21 protein-coding genes are annotated in these 25,996 nt (G+C 37.4%); 9 read left to right on the top strand and 12 right to left on the bottom strand.

Annotation, left to right across the window (positions count from 1 at the left end):
- Positions 1–101: 101 nt before the first annotated feature.
- From ubiM to lpxL (ABEA36_RS00405), 9 genes are all read right to left on the bottom strand, one after another.
- The gene (gene ubiM / locus ABEA36_RS00365; RefSeq protein ID WP_345487552.1) at positions 102–1,298 is read right to left on the bottom strand and encodes a 5-demethoxyubiquinol-8 5-hydroxylase UbiM; all 1,197 of its coding nucleotides are present in this window, start codon (positions 1,296–1,298) and stop codon (positions 102–104) included.
- A 253-nt stretch (positions 1,299–1,551) separates the two neighbouring features.
- Positions 1,552–2,535 carry an ABC transporter substrate-binding protein gene (locus ABEA36_RS00370; protein ID WP_345487554.1) on the bottom strand — a complete coding sequence of 328 codons (984 nt, stop codon included), beginning with the start codon at positions 2,533–2,535 and terminating at the stop codon, positions 1,552–1,554.
- A 68-nt stretch (positions 2,536–2,603) separates the two neighbouring features.
- A complete protein-coding gene (locus tag ABEA36_RS00375) occupies positions 2,604–4,493 on the bottom strand; it encodes a tetratricopeptide repeat protein (protein WP_345487556.1) in 1,890 nt (629 codons plus the stop codon).
- 33 nt (positions 4,494–4,526) lie between these two features.
- Entirely contained in the window at positions 4,527–5,450 is a 924-nt protein-coding gene (fdhE, locus tag ABEA36_RS00380) for a formate dehydrogenase accessory protein FdhE (protein ID WP_345487558.1), read from the bottom strand.
- Between the two features lie 140 nt (positions 5,451–5,590).
- Positions 5,591–6,277 carry a formate dehydrogenase subunit gamma gene (locus ABEA36_RS00385; protein ID WP_345487560.1) on the bottom strand — a complete coding sequence of 229 codons (687 nt, stop codon included), beginning with the start codon at positions 6,275–6,277 and terminating at the stop codon, positions 5,591–5,593.
- Positions 6,270–7,235 carry a formate dehydrogenase subunit beta gene (gene fdxH / locus ABEA36_RS00390; RefSeq protein WP_345487562.1) on the bottom strand — a complete coding sequence of 322 codons (966 nt, stop codon included), beginning with the start codon at positions 7,233–7,235 and terminating at the stop codon, positions 6,270–6,272. Before fdxH ends, ABEA36_RS00385 begins: the two co-directional genes overlap by 8 nt.
- A gap of 19 nt (positions 7,236–7,254) precedes the next feature.
- The gene (gene fdnG / locus ABEA36_RS00395) at positions 7,255–10,332 is read right to left on the bottom strand and encodes a formate dehydrogenase-N subunit alpha (RefSeq protein ID WP_345487564.1); all 3,078 of its coding nucleotides are present in this window, start codon (positions 10,330–10,332) and stop codon (positions 7,255–7,257) included.
- A 296-nt stretch (positions 10,333–10,628) separates the two neighbouring features.
- Entirely contained in the window at positions 10,629–11,579 is a 951-nt protein-coding gene (gene lpxL, locus ABEA36_RS00400) for an LpxL/LpxP family Kdo(2)-lipid IV(A) lauroyl/palmitoleoyl acyltransferase (protein WP_345487566.1), read from the bottom strand.
- A 145-nt stretch (positions 11,580–11,724) separates the two neighbouring features.
- Positions 11,725–12,675 (bottom strand): LpxL/LpxP family Kdo(2)-lipid IV(A) lauroyl/palmitoleoyl acyltransferase, encoded by a 951-nt coding sequence (gene lpxL / locus ABEA36_RS00405; RefSeq protein ID WP_345487568.1) that lies wholly within the window; start codon positions 12,673–12,675, stop codon positions 11,725–11,727.
- A gap of 397 nt (positions 12,676–13,072) precedes the next feature.
- Between lpxL (ABEA36_RS00405) and ABEA36_RS00410 the strand changes: the two genes are divergently transcribed.
- Both ABEA36_RS00410 and bamE read left to right on the top strand, forming a co-directional pair.
- Positions 13,073–14,176 (top strand): extracellular solute-binding protein, encoded by a 1,104-nt coding sequence (locus tag ABEA36_RS00410; RefSeq protein ID WP_345487570.1) that lies wholly within the window; start codon positions 13,073–13,075, stop codon positions 14,174–14,176.
- Between the two features lie 126 nt (positions 14,177–14,302).
- Positions 14,303–14,677 carry an outer membrane protein assembly factor BamE gene (bamE, locus tag ABEA36_RS00415; RefSeq protein WP_345487572.1) on the top strand — a complete coding sequence of 125 codons (375 nt, stop codon included), beginning with the start codon at positions 14,303–14,305 and terminating at the stop codon, positions 14,675–14,677.
- A 30-nt stretch (positions 14,678–14,707) separates the two neighbouring features.
- On the opposite strand, the gene ABEA36_RS00420 is transcribed toward bamE, so the two are convergent.
- From ABEA36_RS00420 to ABEA36_RS00430, 3 genes are all read right to left on the bottom strand, one after another.
- Positions 14,708–15,127, bottom strand: coding sequence for an NUDIX hydrolase (locus ABEA36_RS00420; RefSeq protein ID WP_345487574.1), 420 nt, complete (start codon positions 15,125–15,127; stop codon positions 14,708–14,710).
- A 2-nt stretch (positions 15,128–15,129) separates the two neighbouring features.
- A complete protein-coding gene (locus ABEA36_RS00425) occupies positions 15,130–15,531 on the bottom strand; it encodes a GFA family protein (RefSeq protein WP_345487576.1) in 402 nt (133 codons plus the stop codon).
- An 806-nt stretch (positions 15,532–16,337) separates the two neighbouring features.
- Positions 16,338–16,943 carry a serine acetyltransferase gene (locus ABEA36_RS00430; RefSeq protein WP_345487578.1) on the bottom strand — a complete coding sequence of 202 codons (606 nt, stop codon included), beginning with the start codon at positions 16,941–16,943 and terminating at the stop codon, positions 16,338–16,340.
- Between the two features lie 226 nt (positions 16,944–17,169).
- Between ABEA36_RS00430 and dusA the strand changes: the two genes are divergently transcribed.
- The 7 genes from dusA (at position 17,170) to ptrA (ending at position 25,846) form a co-directional block, all read left to right on the top strand.
- A complete protein-coding gene (gene dusA, locus ABEA36_RS00435; protein WP_345487580.1) occupies positions 17,170–18,141 on the top strand; it encodes a tRNA dihydrouridine(20/20a) synthase DusA in 972 nt (323 codons plus the stop codon).
- A 10-nt stretch (positions 18,142–18,151) separates the two neighbouring features.
- Positions 18,152–18,922 carry a TatD family hydrolase gene (locus ABEA36_RS00440; protein WP_345487582.1) on the top strand — a complete coding sequence of 257 codons (771 nt, stop codon included), beginning with the start codon at positions 18,152–18,154 and terminating at the stop codon, positions 18,920–18,922.
- 116 nt (positions 18,923–19,038) lie between these two features.
- Positions 19,039–20,631, top strand: coding sequence for a peptide chain release factor 3 (gene prfC, locus ABEA36_RS00445; protein WP_345487584.1), 1,593 nt, complete (start codon positions 19,039–19,041; stop codon positions 20,629–20,631).
- Positions 20,632–20,658: 27 nt separating this feature from the next.
- Positions 20,659–21,411 carry a CDP-alcohol phosphatidyltransferase family protein gene (locus tag ABEA36_RS00450; RefSeq protein ID WP_345487586.1) on the top strand — a complete coding sequence of 251 codons (753 nt, stop codon included), beginning with the start codon at positions 20,659–20,661 and terminating at the stop codon, positions 21,409–21,411.
- A complete protein-coding gene (locus ABEA36_RS00455; protein ID WP_345487588.1) occupies positions 21,356–21,976 on the top strand; it encodes a lysophospholipid acyltransferase family protein in 621 nt (206 codons plus the stop codon). Before ABEA36_RS00450 ends, ABEA36_RS00455 begins: the two co-directional genes overlap by 56 nt.
- Entirely contained in the window at positions 21,973–22,914 is a 942-nt protein-coding gene (locus ABEA36_RS00460) for a phosphatidate cytidylyltransferase (protein ID WP_345487590.1), read from the top strand. The genes ABEA36_RS00455 and ABEA36_RS00460 overlap by 4 nt, the downstream gene beginning before the upstream one ends.
- 52 nt (positions 22,915–22,966) lie before the next feature.
- Positions 22,967–25,846, top strand: a complete 2,880-nt coding sequence (gene ptrA / locus ABEA36_RS00465) for a pitrilysin (RefSeq protein ID WP_345487592.1) — start codon at positions 22,967–22,969, stop codon at positions 25,844–25,846.
- The last annotated feature ends 150 nt before the right edge of the window (positions 25,847–25,996 follow it).

Below are 25,996 nucleotides of genomic sequence, written 5' to 3' on the forward strand. Positions count from 1 at the left end.
TTACAGCACATCTCAACAAGCTAACTATCGTTACCAATAGGACCCAATTAAAAAAGCGCTGTTTACACAACGCTTTGATTAATGTATTTCGTGATTGGCGCTTATCCAGTCAGTTGGCGGATAATTAAATTTTTTAATGGTGGTAGATGATCACTTGCCCGAATAACCATAGAACGAAATGCTCTTGCATAAGGCGTATCATTAGTGAAAAGTGATACGATCGCATTTGTGCCGTGATACATTAATCGAGTATGTAAGATATGCTTTTGCTGATATTGAGCAAGTAAGTTATGGCTGGCAATACTTTTACCTTGCTGATGGGCTTTTATTACGCGTTCACCGAGCAACACTGCACTTTGTAGTCCTAAATTAAACCCGTGTGCGGTCACTGGGTGCATGCCAACCGCTGCATCACCAATAAGAGCGGCTCGCTGAGTATAAAATGCATTAGCGTGAACGCCCACAAGTGGGTAATGATGAATAGTACTGCACATTGAAAGTGAACCTAAATGACCATTGAGTTGTTGTTCAACATCTCGTGCTAGATCTTCAGGAGACAATTTTAATAGTTCGGCAGCTTTATCATTATTTATGGTAATAACGCAATTAGTCAGGTGAGCTTCAAGTGGTAGCAAAGCAAGTGTGCGTCCGTAATGGAAACATTCAAACGCGCTATGGTTGTTTGAAATAGTATGCTTTACTCGAAACACAATAACAGTCCGTCCAAAATCATGAATATCAGCGGAAATACCAAGTTGGTTACGGACTTGTGATAATCGACTGTCAGCTGCAACGAGTAAACGAGCCTCGATGATTTGCCCATTATCTAAGGTTGCATAAGCATGTTCTTTTGTGGTTTTGACGTCGGTCGCTGTATGTTCACACATTAATGTGATATTCGAATATCCCTGAATCGATGCATAGGCAGCTTTACGAATATTATGATTACTCACTAAAAAACCTAACGAGTCAGCAGGCTTACCACGAGCCGTATCAGGTTGAGGGAAGTGTAATTGATAATCAGAAACACCATTAACCACTTTAGCATCGCGTAGCCGGTAAATATCTTGTTGTGGTATATGTTGCCACATTCCTAACTCTTGCATGACTTCACGTGAATAGTGCGTCAGTGCAATATCACGTCCATCAAATGGTGGATCTTGTAAGAGGGATTCTGGGTTCTTTTCAATTAAGGTTATTTTTAAACCGCTGGTAGCTAAAACACGAGCTAAGCTCAAGCCTGATGGTCCAGCACCAATAATAAGAACGTCAGTTTTAATTTGGGGTAAGGCTGTCATTTTTGCCTCCTATCATGTCAATCATGAGTAGGATAACCTAAAATGATAATATAAAACAGAGGTAGCTTGATTTCAATGATGATAGTTTGTTGATTTGACGAACATTTAACAGGTTAAAGTGCATAATTTCTCAAATTGTTAAACAAGCCATGTTGGGATTTGATAAACCATGACATGACATTCTCAATGAATTTTACAATTATGCCTTGATAATCCAAGGCACTATTGTCTTTATTTAACGATAATACGCATATTATTTTGAGTTAATCACTCGGTAAGCCGATTTAATCACATCTTCGGGTAACACAACACCTTGGCGTTTAGCTGCTTCAAGATTAATGACAAGATGAGTTTCTTGCCCCGTTTCTGGCGCGATATCACCAGGTTTTTCACCTTTTAAAATACGGACAACAAGCTTACCCGATTGACGACCCACGTCATAATAACTCATTCCAAATGCCGCTACGGCACCACGTTCTATGGCATCAGGGAATGATGCGAGTAATGGAATTTTATTTTCATTAGCAAACTTAACTAATGATTCATAGGCTGACACGACATTATTATCTGTCGTCGTATAAATTAAATCGACTTTACCTTTTAAGCTTTTTGCCGCGGTGGGGATATCGGCCGTTCTTTGCGCTGGCACCGCGACAATATTGATATTTTGCAGTGCTAACAACTCTTGTAACTGCTTTAAAACAATAGTTGAATTAATTTCACCCGGGCTATAGATGTACCCGACGGATTTCAGATTTGGCACAATCGTTTTCATAAAACTAATTTGTGGCGCTAATTCTAAATAATCAGACACACCTGTAATATTTGTACCAGTAGGCTGCCAATTTTTGGTCAGCTTTGCTGCAATCGGATCGGTTATGCCAGCAAAAACCAATGGAATTGTTTTTGTTGAGGCAGCAACCGCTTGTGCACTTGGCGTTGCAATGGCTACAATCACATCCGGTTTATTGGCAACAAATTGTTTGGCGATTTGTGCGGCATTTGCACTGCTACCTTGAGCACTTTGATATTGCACATTAAGGTCTTTACCTAGCTGATAACCTTGTGCGCTAAGCTCATCTTTTACGCCATCACGAATCTCATCAAGCGAAGGGTGTTCAACAATCGCCGTGATCGCGACATGTTTAATCTCATTTGCATAGCTAAAAATCGGTATGATAATAGCAGCAACTAGGCTACTCGTTTTTAAAAACGATAAAAAAGGATGTTTTAACATAATGTATCTCTAAACTAGTACGATGATTTTTGTATTGTAGCGAGAATAACACTAAATGTTAAGTACTTTTATTTAATTTTATATTTTTGTAAATAATCAACAGCAAGTTGCTGCGCTTTAACTAAATGACTTGGTGACAGTTTATCAGCAATTAAATTAAGTATATTTTTAGCTTGTTTATGGCCATTTTGATCGGCAATGTAGGCCCACGCATAAGCCTCTATCAGTGCATTTTCTTTAATTGGATGACCGTAGAGTAAGTTTGCTAAATTATATTGTGCGGCAAGGTAGTTGTTTTCAGCTGCTTGTGTATACCAAACTAGCGCCTGACTATAATTCTTTTTGTTTTGTTCAAACACACCTAATTGATTGGCACTTTCTGCATTGCCTTGTTTGGCTGCCTTTGTGTACCACCAAGCGGCTTTAAGTTGATTACGAAATTGTTTTTGGTAGAGTTTGGCAACCGCGACGATCGCATCGACATAATCATTATCCGCTGATTTTTTGTACCAATAAAGCGCGGACTCTTTATTCTTGGGCACTGCTTTACCATATTGATAAAATAATCCCAGATTATATTGAGCAACTTCATCATTTTGTTCAGCCGCTTGCTGATACCAATATAAAGCAAGTTGTTGATCTTGTTTTACACCATAGCCATTATCATAAAAATAACCCAGATTATTTTGTGCAGGTGGATAACCTTCGTTGGCGGCCTTATCATAATAATAAAAGGCTTTATTGTAATCGGCAATAGCACTTATTTTACCGGATTCATGGAGGTAACCCATTCTAAATATTGCTTTAACTGATCCTTGGTCGGCAGCCAATAAATACCATTTACTTGCATCATCCAAATTAATTTCTGTGCCATAACCAAACTCATAGATGATACCTAAATTGTATTGTGCTTTCATATTACCCACATCGGCAGCTTGTTGATACCAATAGAGAGCTTTAATATCATCTTGCTCGACAGCGTCACCTTGCTGATAAAAATAGCCTAATCTTTCCATTGCATCACCATCACCACTTTCAGCAGCTTTGGTATACCAGTATAATGCGGTTTCATTATTGATAGTCACGCCGCCTTTACCAAATTCATAAATTAATGCTAAATTATATTGGCAATCAGTCTGACCTAATTCTGCAGCTTTGGTATACCACATGATGGCTTTATTATAGTCTTGGGGAATATTGTTTCCCACTTCATAAAGATAAGCGAGTGCAAACATTGCGCTCACATAACCTTGATCAGCAGACTGATTATACCACTCAACCGCTTGAGGATAATCAATGGTTTGCCCTTTACCGTATTGATATATTAACCCTAAATTATATTGCGCGATTTTATTGTTTAATAATGCCGCTTTTTGATACCAGTAGAACGCTTTTTGATAATCTTGTTCAAGGTCTGGACTTTCTTCATAGAGATAACCAATTGACGTCATCGCATCGCTAAAATTTTGTTCAGCGGCTTTTTGATACCAATGCAGAGCTTGTTGAGTATCCACCGTTTGGTAATATGTACCTTGTTCATAAATAATCGCTAATTTATATTGCGCATAAACATTACCTTGCGTAGCAGCGGCTAAGTAGAAGGGTAAAAAGTTGTAAGGATTGTTGGTATCAATATTGACGTTTTCTGTTACGGCTCTTTGATACCAGTATAGAGCTTTTACAGGATCTTTTATGGTACCAATGCCTTTTTCATGCATTGACGCAAGATTAAATGCGGCTTGCTGATGGTGTTGCTCTGCGGCCTTTTGATACCATAACAAAGCATTATTGAGGTCTTCTTGGCTAGCATCAATACGATCATATTGAAGAGCTTGTTCGAACTGTGATTGAGGATCAGTAATGGCGAGTTGTGCTGACGAATAATCACTTTCATCAGCGACAGCTAATATTGGGAAAAAGCAACAAACCAAGGTTATGAGAAAGAAAGTTTTGCGCATCTGATCCACTTAAAATTGAGTACTTCATTATTATTATGTTGATAATAATAACGGATTTACCCCACTTTTCGCAAATTTCTCTTGTTCTGTTTCCATATCTAATACTAACGAGTTAATGTCATCTGCAATAATATCAAGGTGTGGATCACGCTCTTGATTAAAAACTTTTAGATAGCTATGGCAATGATCGCAACATTCTGTTTTGACAGCAGATAATGCATCATCAAGTGAATAATAAGTAATATTTTCCATATTGTCACAGTTGGTACATTTTGATCTTGGCACATACCATTCACTTTCACACAAGCTACAATGTAAATACCGTAAACCAACATGACTACCAAGATGGACAATACTTGCGACAGGGCTACTTTGACAAACTGGGCATAGCCAACGATGTTCGCCCATTTGTGCAACCGCTTTCCCCGGAAGGTGATGTGCTAATTGACTATAGTAGACAGACATAGCAGACCAGATAAATAACGCTTCATTATTATTAACTTGTTCAAATTGACCATTACGTAGTAGATTTGCTTTATCTGTAAGTTGTTGCACGGTATTTTGTGCAAGTGCCTCTATGGTCTGATCAATCTCAGAGTTGATGTTTACTACGGCATCCATGATTGGAGATAGGTAATCAATCCATTGCGTATCGACTGGATAATGTGAGATTGATAATGGTGCCACCTTTTGCTGTGCAGCAGATGCCACTGTATTTGTAAGATCACATTTAATCGGTGAATTTTCAATTAACTTCGCCTGTTCCAAAACGATTTTAGCACAAAAGTTAAGATAATCAGTGAATGGACTATCTTTGGCTAAAAACGCCATACGCTTAGCACGATGCTGATAAAGTGTTTTCGGATTAGGATAAAATAGTAATGGGATTTTACTAATAATACTGGTTTTGTCGTTTTGCTCTGCTAGCTGTTCTTGTGGAACAATATTAATACTCATGTTTAACCTATTATTAAAAGTAACCGATTTGAACATTTAGATGAGTTCGTAATGATATGGCACTATTTATCGGTGCAACTTGTTAATATTCATTAAGCAAGTGCACCGTTATATTGGCTTAGTGTGAATAAAGCGACTGATTATACCGTTTTTTGTTCGGCATTTTGGTTATCGTCAGCGGGGGCTTTTTGTTCTGCTTCATACACGGCTTTCATTTCGTCATGATACCATTTTGAGTGGTTTTTTCGAGCCCAAGCTCGAGAAACATAACCTGTAATCATACCTTTGATCGATCCTTTAACCCAAATTGCCATGTAAGCATGACCAATAATGAGTAAAATAAGGCCAATGGCCGCCACAGAATGAAAAAAGATAGCAATACGAATAATTTCAATTGAAAAATAATCAGAAAAATAGCGGCGCCACATCACAAATCCGGTGACAAGTAACACACTAATAAGACTCATTATGCACCAAAACAGAAATTTTTGCCCAGCATTATATTTACCGATTGGAATATCTTCTGGCTCTTTACCTGCAATGACTTTATCAATGTGTTTCATCCAACGTACATCATCTTTATTGGGGATATTATGATGTGCGAGTTTAATTAACATAAACATTAATAAAATAAATATGATGCATCCCAAAAATGGGTGTAGTTCTCTGACGAGTTGTGGCGTACCGAGTACTAAACCAAAAGCTTTAATTGATGGAAAGAACAGTGATAATCCTGATAACGCTGTTAGCAAAAATAATATCACAATGCAGATGTGACAAAATCTGACAATTAATGGTGTTCTTAAAATCATTCCATTTTTATTCATGACGTTTCCCCTCAATGACAGATGACGTTGATTTTGACTTATCTGCCATGAATGCTTGACGAGCGTGTCTGTCAAACTCTTTTTCATTTTCGATATCGTCTTCATCGACTTCAATTGGACCCGCAGCCATATAATGGAAAACGAGGCCTGCAAAGGTTGCAACGAATGCGGCTGCAGAGAGTGGTTTCCAAGTACCTTTCCAGAATTTAACAATTTCACTAATATGCGGGTCTTGCGGTAAACCATGATATAAGTTAGGTTGATCGGCATGATGTAATACATACATGACATGTGTACCACCGACACCTTCAGGATTATACAGTCCAGCATTTTTATAACCACGGTTATTCAAGTCAATAATCCGTTTGTCAGCATAATTAATCATGTCTTCTTTGGTACCAAAATGAATTGCACCTGTTGGGCAAGTTTTAACACAAGCCGGTTCCTGACCTACCGCAACGCGATCCACACACAATGTGCATTTATAAGCGTGATTATCTTCTTTACTAATTCGTGGCACATTGAATGGGCAACCTGCAACGCAGTAACCACAACCAATACAATGTTCTGATTGGAAATCAACAATACCATTGGCATATTGAATGATTGCACCTTCTGCAGGACAGGCTTTTAAGCATCCAGGATCGCTACAGTGCATACATCCATCTTTACGAATTAACCATTCAAATTTACCGTTTACTTCAACTTCTGAAAAACGCATGACGGTCCAAGCTTTGGGTTCCAAATCAGCCGGATTATCATAAACACCAACGGTGTTACCAATTTCAGGTCGAAGATCATTCCATTCGCCACAAGCAACTTGACACGCTTTACAACCAATGCAGGTTGTGACATCAATCAATTTGGCAACTTCTTGTTGAAAATCGCGCGCTTTAGGTGCTGGTGTCAGTTGATTAGTGGCTGAACGTCTTATGATGTCTTGAGTTTGTAATGACATAATTTTTGCCTCCTATTCACTAAGCAACTGAGGTTTCAGAAGAAACTTTTTCGACATTCACTAAAAAGGTTTTATATTCAGGTGTTTGCGAGTTCGCATCACCTAAATGCGGTGTTAGCGCATTGACTAAAAATCCTTTTTTGGTTTGACCTGTGAATCCCCAAACAATTGGTACGCCAATTGTTTCTATCTCTTTACCGTCAACTGTAAGTGTTGGCAAACGTTTTGTCACAACCGCTTTGGCTTTAATATAACCACGGTTAGAACTGACTTTTACTGTATCCCCAATTTTAATTCCTTTTTTGCTAGCCAGATTTTCACTGATTTCAATGAATTGTTCTGGTTGAATAATTGCATTTAACTTTGCATGTTGGGTCCAAAAGTGGAAATGTTCAGTAATACTATATGTCGTTCCAACATATGGAAACTGTTCAGCATTACCTAATCTAGCAAAATCTTCAGGGAAGACACGTGCTGCAGGGCTATTAACTTGAGCCGGGTGCAGTGGATTAGTGCTAATTGGCGTTTCAAATGGTTCATAATGTTCTGGGAATGGGCCATCGACTAAGCGATTTAAACAGAATAATCCACCTAAACCATCGTTATTCATAATAAAAGCACCGGCTCCTGAACTTGGTGATAGGGTGGCAGTAAAATCAGGGATGTCATTGCCCGTCCAACTAGAACCATTCCACTCAACTAATAATCTTTCTGGATCGTATGCTCGACCATTACTATCAGCAGAGGCTCGGTTATAAAGAACTCGACGGTTCATTGGCCATGCCCATGCCCAACCTGCATGGATCCCTTTACCAGATGGATCGGTCGGATCTCGTCTGGCCATTTGGTTACCTTGTTCCGTCCAGCAACCACAGAAAATCCAAATACCACTGGATGTCGAACCGTCATCTTTCAATTGGCTGAAGCCACTGAGTAATTGACCTTTTTTAACGGTAATATTGCCATTAGCATCTTTTAAGTCAGCAAGGGCATAACCGTTATAATCTTTCGCTAACTCTTCAGCTGATGGCTCATGAGGGATTTTGTAATTCCAAGCCAAATTGTGCATTGGCTCTTGGCAAGGCCCTCCTTCTTCTTGATATAATTCTTTCATGCGCAAGAAGATACGAGCAATAATTTCTGGGTCGTACATCGCATCAGCAGGTGGTTTTGCTGCCGCCCAATGCCATTGTAACCAACGCGACGAGTTAACGATTGTTCCGTCTTCTTCTGCGAAACAGTTAGATGGTAATCTAAATACTTCGGTTTGAATGGTACTTGGATCAACATCGTTGGACTCACCGTGATTTTGCCAAAATACGGCAGTTTCAGTTGGCATTGGATCAATGCTAACTAAAAATTTTAATTTTGATAAACCGTCACGTACTGCATTTTTATCTGGGAAAGCGGCTAAAGGATTGAAGCCTTGACAAATAAAACCATTAGCTTGTCCATCTCGCATCATTCGACTAAATTGTAATACGTCGTATGTTTTGTCCCATTTTGGTAACCAGTCAAAGCCCCAATTGTTATCTTTGGTCGCTTTATCACCATACATTGATTTCATAAAACTGACGAAGAATTTAGGGTAATTCCCCCAAAAATTGACTTCAGTTGGGCCAAATGGTTTTGGCGTTTTTTCTGCTAAATATTGTTCAAGCGTGATTTGTGATTCTTTCGGTAAATCTAAATATGCGGGTAATCGATTTGATAATAAGCCGACATCAGTTAATCCTTGAATATTTGAGTGACCACGCAGAGCATTAATGCCGCCACCCATCACACCAATATTACCTAATAACAGTTGCACCATTGCAGCTGTACGAATAATTTGGGAACCATAACTGTGTTGTGTCCAACCTAATGCATATAAAAAGGTTGCAGCTCGATTATTTGCTTTAGTACTCGCTAATGATTTACAGACATGTAAAAATTGTTCTACAGGTGAGCCTGTAATGTTATTGACTACCTCTGGTGTATAACGGCTAACATGATGTTTCAATAAATTCCAGACACAACGAGGATGTTTTAATGTTTTATCACGTAACGCATAGCCTTGAGCATCAGTTTCGTAAGTCCAACTTGATTGGTCATATTTGTGGTTTTTTTCATCATATCCACTAAATAATCCACTAACGTCATCAAAATGGTAATCTTCACTAACAATTAAACTAGCATTACTGTGAGTTAGCAAATAGTCGTAATTGACTTCATTGTTACTGATTAAATAATTGATAACACCAAGCAAAAAGGTAATATCAGAACCAGACCGAATTGGGACGTAAAGGTCAGCGACAGAGGCTGTACGGTGAAAACGGGGATCAATTGCAATCAGTTCGGCACCATTATTTATTTTGGCTTCCATTGCCCATTTGAAACCGACTGGGTGAGCTTCCGCTGCATTACCACCCATCACGATGACAACATTGGCATTTTTAATATCATTCCAGTTGTTAGTCATTGCACCGCGACCAAACGTTGCAGCGAGGCTCGATACTGATGGGCCATGGCAAACGCGTGCTTGTGTTTCAAGGGTAAGCATGCCTAATGCTCGCGCAACTTTAAATGCTAGCCAACCGGTTTCATTACTGGCAGCAGAGGTGACGAGCCAACCAGTCGTTGTCCAACGATTAACTGTAGTACCTTGCTCATTTTGCGTTACCAGATTTTTATCACGGTCTTCTTTCATCAAACGTGCAATACGGTCAATTGCGTCATCCCAACTAATGCGCTGCCATTTATCAGAGCCAGGCGCTCTATATTCAGGGTATTTTACGCGATTTTCACTTTTAATATAGTCGAGCACACCTGCCCCTTTAGGACAAAGTGAACCACGGCTTACAGGGTGATCGGGATCGCCTTCAACGTGAAAAATTGAGGAGATTGCATTTTTTGCACCATCTCCGCGACTATAAAGTAACATTCCGCAACCAACCGAACAGTAAGTACAGTTATTACGCGTTTCTTTAGATTTTAATAATTTGTATTGACGAGTTTGCGCAAGTGCAACATTCGGTGCAAAACCCAGTGTTGCAACTGTGGTTCCAGCCATACCACCCGCACAGATCTTAAAGAACTGCCTACGGTTAAATAGCATATGAACTCCTTAAAAGAATGACATTAACTATATTGCTTAATTTTTATTAATGGGATTAATCCCTTATTTTTATAATGATAATAGTTTAGTTAGATTAAATAAAGTGAAAAACAAATTTAAATGCCATTATTTGATCTATATCAAATAATTTAAGCATAAAAAGTTAATTAAATAGAATCTAATCATTACTTATTAGATAAACGATAATAGTTAGATTACTCATCGTTCAATTAACAAGGGCTATTGGGTTAGAATGCTACTTATTGCACATTCTTAATCAAATCACTTAACTTGACTTAATCACCTTGTACTTCACTTGAATAAAGTGGTGGTTCACCTTCAGGGCGAGTCTTAAAACGGCGATGTAGCCACATATACTGTTCTGGTGCTTTTAATATTTCATGCTCGACGGCTTTATTCATAAAGGTAGCTGCAGCTATCTCATCATTTAATGGATAGTCTTTTAATGGTGCGGTGACAAATACAGTATATTGACCATTTTTTTCACGCTTGGGAGTAAATGGAATGATCTTCGGTTTGCCTAATTTAACTAAAATCTTGGTACCAACCGTTGTGGCTGCGCTATCAACAGCGAAAAAGGGCGCAAACACACTATTTTTAGGACCATAATCATGATCGGGTGCATACCAAACAATTTCTCCATTTTTTAACGCTCGAATCATTCCTTTTGTATTATGACGACTTAACATGTATTTATTCGATTTTAGTCGACCTTTTAACTGAACATAATCAAAAACTGGGTTATTATTAGGACGATAAACACCAACGCCAGGATGACTCATTCCCAGCATTCGACCACCCAATTCTAATGTTAAAAAATGCACGCCGATTAAGAGGATGCCTTGGCCAGTTTCTCGTACTTGCTTGATGTGCTCGCCGCCGATCACTTTAAAATGTTTTTTAAGACGACGATCAGGCCAAAACCAAGCCATACCTGTCTCAAAAATTGCCATACCAATAGCCATAAAATTATCACGTAGCATCTGTTCACGCTGTGCTTTTGTCATGTCAGGAAAACATAATTTTAAATTTTGACGGGCCGTTTCTTGGCGCTTACCAAGCACTTTAGGGGCTAACAAACCAAGCCCTTTTCCTAATAAACGAATGACTGGATAAGGGAGTAAAAGTAGTACATACCAAAGTCCAATTAGAAACCAAGTAAACCAGTATTTTGGATGTAATAAATCTTTGGTGAAGCGAGGATAAATTTCTTGGGCAGTATTCACAAAATCTCAGTTAATGTTATCAAAAAGCTATCAATCGAAGGCGTATCATGCTTACGACTACAAAAAAATAGCATCACATGACGAGATGCTAAAGAATAAAACAGCATAAGTTTATCATATTATCACTGTATCGACCAATAGAATATTAGTCGTTTTGTACACTATCTGTATATAACGCAGCTTCGCCTTCCGGCCGAGTTTTAAAACGCCGATGTAGCCACATATATTGCTCTGGAGCCTTTAGGATTTCAAGTTCAATTGCTTTATTCATAAAAGTGGCTGCCGCAATTTCGTTATCAAGTGGGTAGTGTTCAAGCGGAGGGGTAACAAATACGCAGTAATCACCGTTCTTTTCTCGTTTAGGCGTAAACGGAATAATTGCGGGTTGACCGAGTTTGACTAAAATTGTAGTACCAATTGTGGTTGCTGCTTTTTCAACAGCAAAAAAGGGGGCAAAAACACTGTTTTTAGGGCCGTAATCATGATCAGGGGCATACCAGACTAATTCGCCTTTCTTAAGAGCCCTAATCATTCCTTTTGTATTGTAACGATCTAGCATATATTTATTCGATTTTAGTCGACCTTTTAACTGAATGTAATCGATGACTGGATTATCATTAGGACGGTAAACGCCAACACCGGGGTGGCTCATTCCCAGTATTCTGGCACCCAGTTCTAATGTTAAAAAATGAATACCAATTAATAAGATACCTTGTCCCGTTTGCTGGACTTGCTTAATGTAATTATCGCCTTCAATTTTAGTATGCTTTTTTAAACGTTGATCTGACCAAAACCATGCCATACCCGTTTCAAAGATCGCCATACCAGTAGAGATAAAATTATCACGTAACATCTGTTCTCTTACTGACGCAGAAAGGTGTGGAAAACAGAGTTTAAGATTTTGACGGGCAGTTTCTTGGCGTTTAATAATTAGCTTACTAGCGAGTAGTCCTAATCCTTTACCCATTTGGTAAATAACAGGATAGGGAAGTAATACAAAAAGATATAAAACACCAATACCAAACCAAGTTAACCAGTAACGTGGATAGAGTAATTGTTTAGTAAATTTTGCGTGGATTTCTTGATTACTGCTCATACTTTTCAATTAATCAAATAAATAAATTATGATATATAATCCGTCAAAAAAACATTTTTGCCAAGTGGGTTCGCATTTGTAGCTAAAATTTCCCAGATGTTTAATTATCTATTTGATTTATAAAATTAAAATTAATTGTTTTTTTTATGAAAAAACACTAGTAAAAAGGGAAATATCGCAGTATTCTTGGCAGAGTAAAGCGAGGGTGGTTCCCTTTTATCAAATAGCCTAACTATTTGGCTCGCGCTTACCGTGCTTTGTCTTACCAGCAAAGTTTGGGTCTTATCTAATAAGAGGTGAGTTAGGCTATTAGAACGCGTCAATGTCTATTAGCGTTTATGCTGCTCAAAATTAAATAAGATTGTTATTCAATTTGCACTCTTTGAGGATCGTGCGGATGTTTAATATGTTTAAATGGTTAAAAGCAGCCACTGCTTTGCTCCTAATCTCAATATCATTTGTCAGTTTCACTAAAGATCGTCAACTTTATATTTATAATTGGTCATCCTATATTGCTCCAGATACAATAAAGAATTTTGAAAAACAAACTGGAATCAAAGTCATATATGACGTGTTTGATTCTAATGAAGTGCTTGAAAGTAAATTAATGGCAGGCAATACTGGCTTTGATTTAGTTGTTCCTTCTGATAGCTTTTTGGAACGTCAGGCAAAAGCGGGTATTTTCATGCCACTTGATAAAAGTAAGTTAGCTAACTATCAGAATTTAGATGAAAATCTATTAAAAATGTTGGCAAAGCATGATCCTAACAACCAATATGCTATTCCCTATATGTGGTTGACAACTGGTGTGGGTTATAATGTCGATAAAGTGAAGAAAATTTTAGGTGATAATGCGCCTGTTGATAGTTGGGATTTGGTTTTAAATCCAGATAATTTGGCTAAGCTTTCACAATGTGGTGTTGCCTTTTTGGATGCACCAACTGAAATATTTCCAACTGTTCTTAATTATTTAGGTTTAGATCCCAACAGTCAAAATCCAGATGACTATAAATTAGCGACAGAGCATTTAAGCAAATTGCGACCTTCGGTCACTTATTTTCACTCTTCTAAGTTTATTAATGACTTAGCTAATGGTGATATTTGTGTCGCGGTAGGTTGGTCTGGTGATATTATGCAAGCGATTGAAGCTGCTAAAGAAGCCAATAATGGGGTGAATGTTAAATATTATATTCCTAAAGAAGGTGCAATTGCGTATTTTGATGTGTTTGCAATCCCCAAAGATGCTGAGAACGTTGATGAAGCATATGCTTTTTTAAATTATTTAATGGATCCGCAAGTGATTGCTGATATTAGTAATCATGTGTTTTATGCTAATGCGGTTAAAAATTCTTTACCTTATTTAGATGATAGAATTAAAAATGATCCTGCTATTTATCCGACACAACAAACAATGGATAAACTGTTTTCATTACAAGTCATGCCGCCTAAAATTGATAAGCTAATGACGCGTAGTTGGACACGTGTTTTAACTGATCATTAAAATGGTTAATTCTTGCTAAGCCGATTTATTGATAATCGGCTTTTTTATCTCTTCAATTACAAGTAGCGTTTAATGAAAATATCAGCGATAATGTATGCCATTATAAGTAAGAATGGATTTTGTGAAATGCCTTTGTATCGTTCAATTATTACATTAGTTGTTGCTGCCCTTTTACTCAGTGGATGTTCGTTTGTTGATCGTTGGGTGTACCGACCAGACATTAATCAAGGTAATTATGTGACCCAAGAACAAGTTGACCAACTAAAAGTGGGTCAAACTAAGGAACAAATTGTCTATATTATGGGGTCGCCAATGTTAACATCGGTGTTTGGTGATGATGTTTGGTACTACGTATTCCGTGAATTACCGCAACATGGTTATGTCAGCCAAAAAACGTATACAATCACTTTTGATAAAAAAGGCATTGTGATAGACATTAAAGCTTCATCTGATACGTCAAAGACGCTTGAGCAAATGGATGAACAAGAAGGTTCTGAATAAAATAAAGTAAACCCAATGTTAATAACCCGCTTAATGAGCGGGTTTATTTTTTTGTACTATTGGCAAAATCACTTTTTCGGTCAGCGGTGCTAAGCATAAATGTTGTGCTTGTTCCATTGAGTACCACCCCACTTCTGCGAGTTCTGCATGCGCCTTTATACTAATTTTGGCTAATTTCATAGAAAAAAGATGGGCGTTGATCCGATGATTGGCTTCATTTGCGGCTGATTCACTAAATTTACCAACGTAGTGCAGCTGTTGTGGGGGAATCACTAATTGTAATTCTTCATGTAATTCGCGTACTAATGCATGAATCGGGCTCTCAGTTGGCTCAATTTTGCCTCCAGCTTGCATAAAATAGGGCGAATTTTGCTTACGCACTAATAGCATTTCATTACTATAATTAGTAATAATTGCAGCTGCAATATGAATAATATTCGATTGTTTCATTGTTATGTTATATTTTCGTCAAATTGTAAACCACCATCACAGATGGAATCCCAGTTTGCTTTAGATTGAGTGTATATATGTATTTTTTGTTTAGGGTAAAGAGCTGAATTTAGCGTGCCGGCGCGTAGACGGTAAAATTGTGGCATACTATCACGTGAAGTAAATAAGTTAGAACCACATTGCGAACAAAAGAACCGGTTAACCCCATTAACTGAAAATATTTTTAGCTTATCTTGACCTGATAATAGTGTAAAAGCATCACTGTTTATTGGTATCGCTGAATTAAATGCTGAACCACTCCATTTACGGCAGCGCTGACAGTGGCAAAAGACCATTTTATCAACATGATCGTTCATCGCGACTTGGTACTGGACTGCACTACATAAACAGCTTCCTGTTAGCATATATTCTCCTAAGCTATTCAAACCAATTGCCCCATCTTATGTTAGAATAACGCTAAATTTTTTTTGTGACTAGGTTTTTATTTGCGTAATATATCTAATTTAAATCGGTTTTCCGTGGCTCCAATGCTCGATTGGACGCATTGATTATATTTAATGATGTTTGGGGCTGGTAAGGGATCTTGTTAAAGTAATTAAAAGATAAAATCCTCCAAAATATACCTATTAATTACCTTCATTTGAATACTGATTTTTGATTTTAGCTGCAATTTCATCGGCTTCAAGGAATGAAGTCGATTCAGAAATTGATAATCTTTCTAATCGCTTTAATATCTTTGGCGTAGCTTTTTGGTGAATGATTATTGCTAATTTATGTCGATTTTTATCTTTAAAATAATATTCATCAAGAAAAGTTGCACATTCTTTTTTTAAATCAGACTAGCTATCAAGACCAAACATTAAAAAGTACCATTTTACTTTTGGTAAGATTTGAAATTCTTTTTTATCATTATGAATTTGTTGAAATAGCTTTAAAAAATTTAAATTTAAGTATTATATTTTTGCAAATTGACAAGTATTGTAACTATATCATGATCCTAAATATTTTATAAATAGGATGGTTTGTAATTGATTTAAGATACTGACACAAGAATTCAGTATAATAGAGAAGCTGAACTTTAAGATACTTTAGACATAGACATGGCGAAATATGACAAAGTTGATAAGCTCAAACAATTGAGCAAATATCGTATATTACTTGGTCATATAAAAACAAGTGAAGGCAAAATCGAGTTACCAGAAATGCCCAATTAAAGGGATTTTATTTGTATTTTATTAGTTTTTTCAGTATACACTGTGCAATTATCTGGAATATCTTTGTTTATGAAAGACATTGCACCGATTTTGACATTGTTACCAATTGATAGATTATCACCAATAATGCATGTATGTGCTCCAATATCGACATTATTACCAATTTTTATACATAATCTATTTCTATAATCATGTTCAACAAAAACCGTTTTTCTTCCAATTGTTGTATTCTGACGAATGGTAACATTATCACCAATATCTGTTGTCTCAGTAATAACAATGCCAGTGTAGTGACCTATTATAAAATTTTTACCAATTCTAGCGCCAAATGCTATCTCTATATTATATTTTGAGACTAAATCAATCTGAATTCTTTTTGCTGTTAAATGTTGACTAATGTTTCCATTTAAAAACATTTCATTTGCCAGTCTCCACCAAAAAAAATAATTTTGCAGACCTTCTCGCTTTCTTTCACGTAAACGTCGTAATAGCCTTCTCCATTTAAAACTTTTATCAATAATAATGTCTGCTTCCCAAAATTCTTTCAGTTTAGTCAAATCATGCGTCATTAAAAATTTAATTATATGAAAATATTTAAGCATAAATAAATCTATGTCTTTTGTATTGAGTAAGTCATAATATTACCACTAAACCGCTTTGAGTAGAATGAGTTCATCTTGACTTTTTATGTAATGAACTGTTTATTTAACCGTTGTGTGGAAGGAAGTATCTTGATGTTTATTGATTTGTAAAAATAAATCATCATAAAATAAACAAAAAAATATTTATTAAAATTCAACAAAAAACGTTATAAATACTGGTATAACAATGAAATCAACCCTTAACAAATTTTCTATTGCACCTATGCTCGATTGGACGGATCGTCATTGCCGCTATTTTCATCGAATTTTAACCAAAAATAGTTTACTTTATACCGAAATGGTGACAACAGGCGCGATTATTTATGGTAAAGGTGATTATTTAGCGTTTAGTGATGATGAGCAACCCGTGAGTTTGCAATTAGGGGGGAGTGATCCTGATGCACTTGCTCAATGTGCAAAACTTGCTGAGCAAAGAGGCTATAATGAGATTAATTTAAATGTGGGTTGCCCTTCTGATCGTGTTCAAAATGGTATGTTTGGTGCGTGTTTAATGGGGAATGCTCAATTAGTTGCGCAGTGCGTCCAAGCAATGCAAGATCAGGTTAATATTCCCGTGACTGTTAAAACCCGAATCGGTATTGATGATCAAGATAGTTACTCATTCTTATGTCAGTTTATTGAAACCATTATGCCTTACTGCCAAACCTTTATCGTACATGCGCGTAAAGCATGGTTGTCAGGTTTAAGTCCAAAAGAAAACCGTGAAGTTCCGCCACTTGATTATGCACGAGTCTATCAACTTAAAAAAGATTATCCAGATTTAACAATCGCCATTAATGGTGGTATTAAGACAATAGATGAAATAAAAACACATCTTGAACAAGTTGATGGTGTGATGGTGGGGCGCGAAGCATATCAAAACCCAATGCTTTTAGCCGAAATAGATCAGCAAATTTTTGCAGTAGACCGCGCAGTGCTAGATCCGATTGATGCAATTCAGCAACTTTTTCCTTATATTGAACGGGAATTATCAGCTGGTGCGCAACTTAATCACATTATGCGTCATACACTGGGTATTTTTAATGGTCAAAAAGGGGCTAAACAATGGCGACGTCATTTGAGTGAAAATGCGCATAAAAAAGCTGCTGGCATTGATGTTGTTGAAACGGCACTTGCGTATATAGCCAATCAAAGATAGATTCATTATCATGCTCAAAATTATTGATCACCATTGTCATTTTGAACAATTAACCCAGCAAGAACAACATGCCGCATTAGCTGATTTTCATGTAGTAGGGGTCGCATCTGATTATTTAAGCTGTTGTCAATTGCTTGCTTTAAAACAGCACTCTGCACAATTAGACATTTGTTTGGGGATTCACCCTGAACACCTTGATCATTATCACGATTTTCCGCGAGTTGCAGAGCTAATTAAACAACATCAGTCAGATATCATTGGTATTGGTGAAATTGGGCTGCCTTATTTTAGCTTAGTTGACATGCCAGCTCAGCAGCGAATTGAGTATTTTAAACGCGGACTTATACTATTTGAACAATTTATCAAATTAGCTAACCAATTAGTTCTACCCGTCAATTTGCATTGTGTCGGTGATGAAACTTGGCAAGCAATTGAATGTTTAAACCGATATAATATTGAGCGAGCATTGTTTCACTGGTTTGCCGGTAGTGGTGATTTAATGAAGGCAATTAGTGATAAAGGATGGTTTATTTCTGTTTCGCCAGATGTCATAACGAATACTGACTATCAAAATGCGGTCAAAAATATACCTAAAACTTGCTTATGTTTGGAAAGTGATGGACCATGGCCATACGAAGGGCAACGAGGTGTGCCTAAAATGATGTTAGCCGTCGCTGATAAGCTTGGTTCAATGTTTGACTGCACTGCACAAGATATTATTACTATCAGTCAAAATAATGCGCAAATATTATGGCGAATCGAAGCATTAAATAGCCATTGATAAGATCGATTATCATCGCAAGTCGCATAAAATCTCTTATTATCATACATATCTATTTCACTTCGTTTCTGATAAAATTGCTCATCATTTTTTGAATTAGCTATTATTTTATTATCATGACAGAAAAAGCCTATCTCGATGAAGTGGCAACGCGCCGCACTTTTGCTATTATTTCTCACCCCGATGCAGGTAAAACAACTATTACTGAAAAGGTATTGTTATTTGGGCATGCTATTCAAACTGCGGGGACTGTTAAAGGTCGTGGTGCGAATGCTCAACATGCAAAATCAGACTGGATGGAGATGGAGAAACAGCGTGGTATCTCGATCACGACATCTGTGATGCAATTTCCTTATGCTGATTGTTTGGTCAATTTATTAGATACGCCAGGCCATGAGGATTTTTCCGAAGATACGTACCGTACTTTGACTGCTGTCGATAGCTGTTTAATGGTCATTGATGCAGCAAAAGGGGTAGAAGATCGTACACGTAAGTTAATGGAAGTAACACGCTTACGTAACACCCCCATTTTGACCTTTATGAATAAACTAGACCGAGATATTCGAGATCCAATGGAGTTACTTGATGAAGTTGAGAGCGAACTCAATATCATGTGCGCACCCATTACTTGGCCAATTGGTTGTGGAAAATTATTCAAAGGGGTATATCATTTAGCAAAAGATGAGACGTATCTTTATCAAACAGGTAAAGGGCATACGATTCAAGATGTGCGGATAATTAAAGGACTCAATAATCCGGAATTAGATCTGGCTGTCGGTGAAGATCTCGCGGCGCAATTACGCGATGAACTTGAGCTTGTTCAGGGCGCTTCTAACGAATTTGATCTGGATGCATTTTTGTCTGGTGATTTGACGCCAGTCTTTTTTGGAACAGCCTTAGGTAATTTTGGGGTTGATCATATGCTCGATGGTCTAACTGCTTGGGCTCCATCACCACAGCCTCGTAAAACGGATAAACGTGACGTCTTATCATCAGAAGAAAAATTCACTGGTTTTGTCTTTAAAATTCAAGCAAATATGGATCCCAAACACCGTGACCGAGTTGCATTTATGCGGATTGTATCAGGTAAGTACGAAAAAGGCATGAAGCTACGTCATGTCCGTATTGGTAAAGATGTGACGATTGCTGATGCTTTAACTTTTATGGCTGGTGATCGTGAACATGTTGAAGAGGCTTACGCGGGGGATATTATTGGTTTACATAATCATGGTACCATTCAAATCGGAGATACATTCACTCAAGGTGAAGAGCTCAAATTTACTGGAATTCCTAACTTCGCACCAGAATTATTCCGTCGCATTCGATTAAAAGATCCTCTTAAACAAAAACAGTTGCTTAAAGGTCTAGTTCAGCTTTCCGAAGAAGGTGCAGTACAAGTATTTAGACCACTTATCAATAATGATCTTATTGTTGGTGCAGTAGGGGTTCTGCAATTTGATGTGGTCGTCGCACGTTTAAAATCTGAATATAATGTTGAAGCAATTTATGAGCCGGTTAACGTTACAACAGCACGTTGGGTTGAATGCTCGGATGTTAAAAAATTAGAAGAGTTTAAACGTAAATGTGAAGTTAACTTAGCATTAGATGGCGGTGACAATTTAAGTTATATTGCACCAAGTATGGTAAATTTAAATTTAACGCAAGAACGCTATCCTGACGTGACATTTAGAAAAACCCGCGAACATTAATGAATTGGTTTTGTCATAGAGGCAATCATGACCCAAGAGATTAAAAATCGCCGACCGATTCGTTCCCGCGATACCAAGTGGGCTAATTGGTTGGCAACTGAGCTTAAAGATAAAGGAGCTACACCTAATGATATTTCATTATTCAGTATCATTTGTGCTGAGATTGCTGGCATCGCTTTTTTATTGACATTTTATTACGATAATTATTGGTCATCAATGCTCTTGCTAATTTTAGCCATTATCGGTATACAAGCTCGCTTAGTGTGTAATTTACTTGATGGCATGGTTGCAATAGAAGGCGGATTAAAAAGCCCAGTTGGTCCACTTTATAACGAATTTCCTGACCGTATCTCTGATATTATTATCTTTTTAGGTGTTGGTTATGGTTTGTGGATGTTCGAGTGGTCGGCTTATTTAGGCTGGGCTGCGGCACTGTGTTCGGTCATGACGGCTTATGTACGTTTACTCGGGGGGACATGTGGTCTTGAGCAACAGTTTCTAGGACCTATGGCTAAACAACAACGTATGGCAGTGCTTACAGGTGGGTGTGCGCTCTCGGTCATCCTGCCATTTTATGGTCACTGGATTTTATACCTTTGTTTATGGATTGTAGCATTAGGCTCATTACTAACGACAATTTGGCGTACGTATCATATTGTCATCACGCTTAATCACCAAAATAAAGACAATGATGTTCAATACGATAACCTTCAAAATGGTGATAATGATGAAGAGATTATTCGCGAGGATTTTCCGCGTATTACTATTGATAAGTTGTAAAATCATTACGGGTATTCAGGCTCGTTGGTTAAGGCAGCCAACTGGAAAGGTCACTATTTACTATGCTAATCATTCAAGCCATCTTGATGGGCTGGTACTCTGGTCGTGTTTTCCTAAATCACTTCGTCATCATATTCATCCCGTTGCAGCACAAGATTATTGGGCGAAAACAAAATTTAAACGTTTTTTAGCAAAAGATGTTTTTAATGCTGTTTTAATCAATCGTAAGCCGATAAATAATAGCAATCCCCTTGCTGAACTAGAAACACTGTTAGCAAACAAACAATCTTTAATTATCTTTCCAGAAGGGACTCGTGGACATGGACAGCAAATTGCTGATTTTAAAGGTGGTTTATACCTTTTGGCCAAGCGATTTACGGATGTAGACATCGTGCCTGTTTATTTGAATAATCTTAATCGCGTGCTTCCTAAAGGTTCCAAATTGCTTGTGCCAATTATTTGTTCTGCCGTTTTTGGTGAACCGATTAAACCACTACAAGAAACAGAAAGTAAAAATGGTTTCCTCACCCGAGCTAAACAATCGTTAGAGGAGTTAGCATCATGATTTTATATGATAATGACTTGCAGTTGCTCCTAATGTGTATTTTTGGTTTATTGATTTTTGCCAGTTTAGTTGGACAGCTAATTGCTAAATTTAAGACTAACGATAAAAATCGTCATACCATTATCAACCTTAATCAACGTATTAATGCCTGGTGGGTGATGAGTATCATTCTTTTATTGGCTATTTTAGTCGGTACGGTGGGAACCCTGATTTTATTTGTGCTAATTTCATTTTTTGCATTGCGTGAATGTATCACATTAACCCCAACACAACTTGGTGACCATCAAGCTTTATTTTGGTGTTTCTTTATTTTCCTACCAGTACAATATTTATGGATTGGCTTAGATTGGTATAATTTATTTGCTATCTTTATTCCTGTCTTTGTTTTCTTATTTATCGCAACACGTATTGCGATTAATGGTGATACTGTCGATTTTTTAGGTCGAGTGGCTAAAATTCAGTGGAGCATGATGATATCCGTATATTGTATTAGTCATATTCCTGCATTGTTGTTATTAGATATCGCTAATTTTCAAATGCAAAATATAAAACTGATCATGTTCTTAGTCATTGTTGTCCAACTTTCTGATGTTTTACAATACGTATTTGGTAAATTATTTGGCTGCCATCCTATTGTACCGAAACTAAGTCCAAATAAAACCATTGAGGGCTTTGTTGGCGGAATCATATCAGCCAGTTTAATTGGCACATCGCTTTGGTGGATAACACCCTTTACATTTTGGCAAGCAGGCCTAATTTCACTACTCATTACGTTGCTAGGTTTTTGTGGTGGTTTGTGTATGTCAGCGATAAAACGCGATCGTGGCATTAAGGATTTTGGTACGATTATCGAAGGGCACGGTGGAATGATGGATCGTATTGATTCATTATGTTTTTCAGCTCCCGTTTTTTTCCATGTGGTGCATTATTTTTTCTAATCAATCTGTTATTACGATTTGATTAAATCTCATCGAGGTTAAGGTGGTTTTTATGAAAAAGAATTCTCTTTTTTTGGCTTTTTGTATTAGTGTTTTATTTATTTTTAGTGTACCTGCTTATGCACAAAGTCAATCACTATCCTATACGGTGTTAAGTGACACAATCAATAAAAGTGAACGAGATGATCGGTTGTATCGGGTGATAGAACTGAGTAATCAGATGAAAGTGTTACTGATTTCTGATCATAATGCAGTTAAATCATTGGCTTCAATTGCCTTACCTGTTGGCTCTTTACATGATCCTAAAACACAGCAAGGGCTAGCGCATTATACTGAACATATGGTTTTGATGGGATCCAAAAAATACCCTAAAGCCGCTAGTTTTGCCGAGTTCTTAAGTCAACATGCGGGTAAATATAATGCCAGTACCTATGCTTATCGTACTGCATTTTATTTTGAAGTTGAAAATTCGGCATTTGAAGGTGCATTAGATCGTTTAGCGGATGCCATTGCTCAGCCATTACTTGACCCTAAGTATGCAAATCGTGAACGTAATGCCGTTGATTCTGAGCTGACGATGGCTCGCTCAAATGATGGTTTTCGAATCGGTCAAGTTGATGCTGAGACGATAAATCAAGACCATCCAGCAGCTATGTTTTCAGGGGGAAATCTTGAAACTTTAAGTGATAAACCTGATAGCGTGTTACAGACAGAATTAGAGCACTTTCATCATCACTACTATTCGGCCAATATTATGGTTGGGGTAGTCTATAGTAATCAGTCATTAGATGAACTGGCATTAGCCGCCAATAAGACATTTGGACAGATTACCAATCGCGAGGTTAAAGTTGATGATATTCAACAAACAGCAATAACGACGCAAAACGTGGGGAAAATGATCTATATGGAGCCCGCTCAAGCCAAAAAAGTGTTGTATATTCAGTTCCCGATAGCGAATAACATCGCGCAATTTAGTGATAAAAGTGATGAATATATTGGGTACTTAATCGACAATCGTAGCCCAAATACGCTGTTTGATAAATTACAAAAACAAGGACTAATCGAGTCAATTAATACCAACCTGGGTCCAATGCGTTACGGTAATAGTGGCATTTTAAGTATTTTTGTCGGCTTAACTGATCAGGGGCTTGCTCAAAAAGACTTAGTGATTGGTGATATTTTTGCTTATCTGAAACTGATCGCCCAACAAGGTATTAATCAACAGTATTATGATGAAATTACTAAAGTGTTAGCACTTGATTTTAAATACCCCGATATTACCCGTGATATGGCTTATGTTGAATGGTTATCCGATCAAATGTTATTTTATCCCGTTAATCATGTGTTGGATGCTGATTATATTGCCACTCATTTTAACGCAGAAACGATAGCCGCTCGTTTAAACAGTCTGACTGTTGATAATGCGCGTATTTGGGTCATCGCACCTAACCAACAGACGAACAAAGTCGCTTATTTTGTGAACGCACCATACCGTATTGATGACATCAGCCAACAACAAAAACAGCGTTTTATTGCACTAGCTGCTGATAGCCAATTTTCATTACCAATGGTGAATCCATATATTGTCGATGATGTCACCATTCTTGCTCAAGGTGATAGTGCAACTGATAGCAAAATGCAGCCATTTGATCCTGCAGGGAATCATTTTCATTTTACTAGTCAATATTTTGCTAATGAACCAAAAGCAAACATTATTTTCTCATTAAGGACAAATCAGGCATTACAAACGGTCGAAAATCAGGTTAAATTTACCTTAATGGATTACATTGTGAATCGTGAATTAGCCACATTGCGTTTCCAAGCGTCGGTTGCAGGTGTCAGCTTGTCATCATTCTCTGATTCCGGTTTATCATTGTCATTAAGTGGTTTCAATCAACACTTGGGGGATATGTTGATTGAAATGTTGGCTACTTATCATAGTGCGACCATTAATGATGCTAATCTTGAATTAGCGAAATCATGGTATCTGGAAAAATTAGATGCTGCTGATCATGCCAATAGTTATACTTTGGCGCTACAAACATTGGGGGCATTATCGTCATCACAATATTTTGAGCGTGAAAGTAAAAGGGCAGTTATTCCAACCATTTCGGTAAGTGACTTACAACAGTATCGTGATGAGCTTCTATTTAATTCAGTGCCTTATATGTTGAGTTTAGGTAATATGACTGAACCGCAGTCGCTTGCGATTTATAATGAGCTTAAACATACCTTAAATCAGGAAGCCCGTTATCAAATCGAACCGAATATTATGATAAAGAAAGTGCTTGATGCTAACATCACTAAACACAGTGATAGTACCGATAATGCCTTATTAGTCGGGTATGTGCCGGCCAATGTTGATAGCATTACTGGTCGAGTCACCAGTCATCTCTTGTATAATATTATTTCACCTTGGTTCTATGATCAATTAAGAAGTAATGAACAACTTGGCTATGCTGTATTTGCCTTACCAATAGGCTTAGGTGATAGTTATGGTGTCGGCTTTTTAATTCAAAGTAATCAATATGATCCTGCTTATTTATATCAACGTTATCAAGCGTTTTATCCAACAGCGTTGGATAAACTTAATGAGTTGACTGAAAGTGAATTTAATCAATATAAACAGTCGCTGATTAATGAATTATCCATGCCGCCACAGACATTAGATGAAGAGTTCGACCATTATTTATCTGATTTCAGCCAATCAAAATTTACTTTTGACAGCCGGCAGGAAAATCTTGCTCGTTTAGCAACATTAACACAAGCTGACCTAGTCGATTTTTATCGTAAATCAATAACTCATCCAACAGGATTAACGCTGGTTTCACAAGTGCTAGGAACGCAGCCGGATAAAAGCATTAATGGTATTGATGGGGTTACACCTTATTCTGGCGCAGAAGCACTACAAAAAGTCTTACATGATCAGTGATAAAAGATGAATGAATATCAGCCTGAGTTTAATTAGGGCTGAAAATATTTTTTTTCGTTAAAAAATTATCATAACCGATGATTATAGTGTAAAAACGAGTCGTATTCTTTTGATTGAGCAAACAAACAATATTCGGCCACAACACCATCA

It is taken from the genome of Orbus sasakiae (assembly GCF_039542345.1).
GTDB lineage: Bacteria > Pseudomonadota > Gammaproteobacteria > Enterobacterales > Orbaceae > Orbus > Orbus sasakiae.

Coding starts and splice junctions, on each gene's coding strand:
- ubiM (WP_345487552.1), bottom strand. CDS start 1,298: ATGACAGCCTTACCCCAAATTAAAACTGACGTTCTTATTATTGGTGCT.
- ABEA36_RS00370 (WP_345487554.1), bottom strand. CDS start 2,535: ATGTTAAAACATCCTTTTTTATCGTTTTTAAAAACGAGTAGCCTAGTT.
- ABEA36_RS00375 (WP_345487556.1), bottom strand. CDS start 4,493: ATGCGCAAAACTTTCTTTCTCATAACCTTGGTTTGTTGCTTTTTCCCA.
- fdhE (WP_345487558.1), bottom strand. CDS start 5,450: ATGAGTATTAATATTGTTCCACAAGAACAGCTAGCAGAGCAAAACGAC.
- ABEA36_RS00385 (WP_345487560.1), bottom strand. CDS start 6,277: ATGAATAAAAATGGAATGATTTTAAGAACACCATTAATTGTCAGATTT.
- fdxH (WP_345487562.1), bottom strand. CDS start 7,235: ATGTCATTACAAACTCAAGACATCATAAGACGTTCAGCCACTAATCAA.
- fdnG (WP_345487564.1), bottom strand. CDS start 10,332: ATGCTATTTAACCGTAGGCAGTTCTTTAAGATCTGTGCGGGTGGTATG.
- lpxL (WP_345487568.1), bottom strand. CDS start 12,675: ATGAGCAGTAATCAAGAAATCCACGCAAAATTTACTAAACAATTACTC.
- ABEA36_RS00410 (WP_345487570.1), top strand. CDS start 13,073: ATGTTTAATATGTTTAAATGGTTAAAAGCAGCCACTGCTTTGCTCCTA.
- bamE (WP_345487572.1), top strand. CDS start 14,303: ATGCCTTTGTATCGTTCAATTATTACATTAGTTGTTGCTGCCCTTTTA.
- ABEA36_RS00420 (WP_345487574.1), bottom strand. CDS start 15,127: ATGAAACAATCGAATATTATTCATATTGCAGCTGCAATTATTACTAAT.
- ABEA36_RS00425 (WP_345487576.1), bottom strand. CDS start 15,531: ATGCTAACAGGAAGCTGTTTATGTAGTGCAGTCCAGTACCAAGTCGCG.
- ABEA36_RS00430 (WP_345487578.1), bottom strand. CDS start 16,943: ATGCTTAAATATTTTCATATAATTAAATTTTTAATGACGCATGATTTG.
- dusA (WP_345487580.1), top strand. CDS start 17,170: ATGAAATCAACCCTTAACAAATTTTCTATTGCACCTATGCTCGATTGG.
- ABEA36_RS00440 (WP_345487582.1), top strand. CDS start 18,152: ATGCTCAAAATTATTGATCACCATTGTCATTTTGAACAATTAACCCAG.
- prfC (WP_345487584.1), top strand. CDS start 19,039: ATGACAGAAAAAGCCTATCTCGATGAAGTGGCAACGCGCCGCACTTTT.
- ABEA36_RS00450 (WP_345487586.1), top strand. CDS start 20,659: ATGACCCAAGAGATTAAAAATCGCCGACCGATTCGTTCCCGCGATACC.
- ABEA36_RS00455 (WP_345487588.1), top strand. CDS start 21,356: ATGATGAAGAGATTATTCGCGAGGATTTTCCGCGTATTACTATTGATA.
- ABEA36_RS00460 (WP_345487590.1), top strand. CDS start 21,973: ATGATTTTATATGATAATGACTTGCAGTTGCTCCTAATGTGTATTTTT.
- ptrA (WP_345487592.1), top strand. CDS start 22,967: ATGAAAAAGAATTCTCTTTTTTTGGCTTTTTGTATTAGTGTTTTATTT.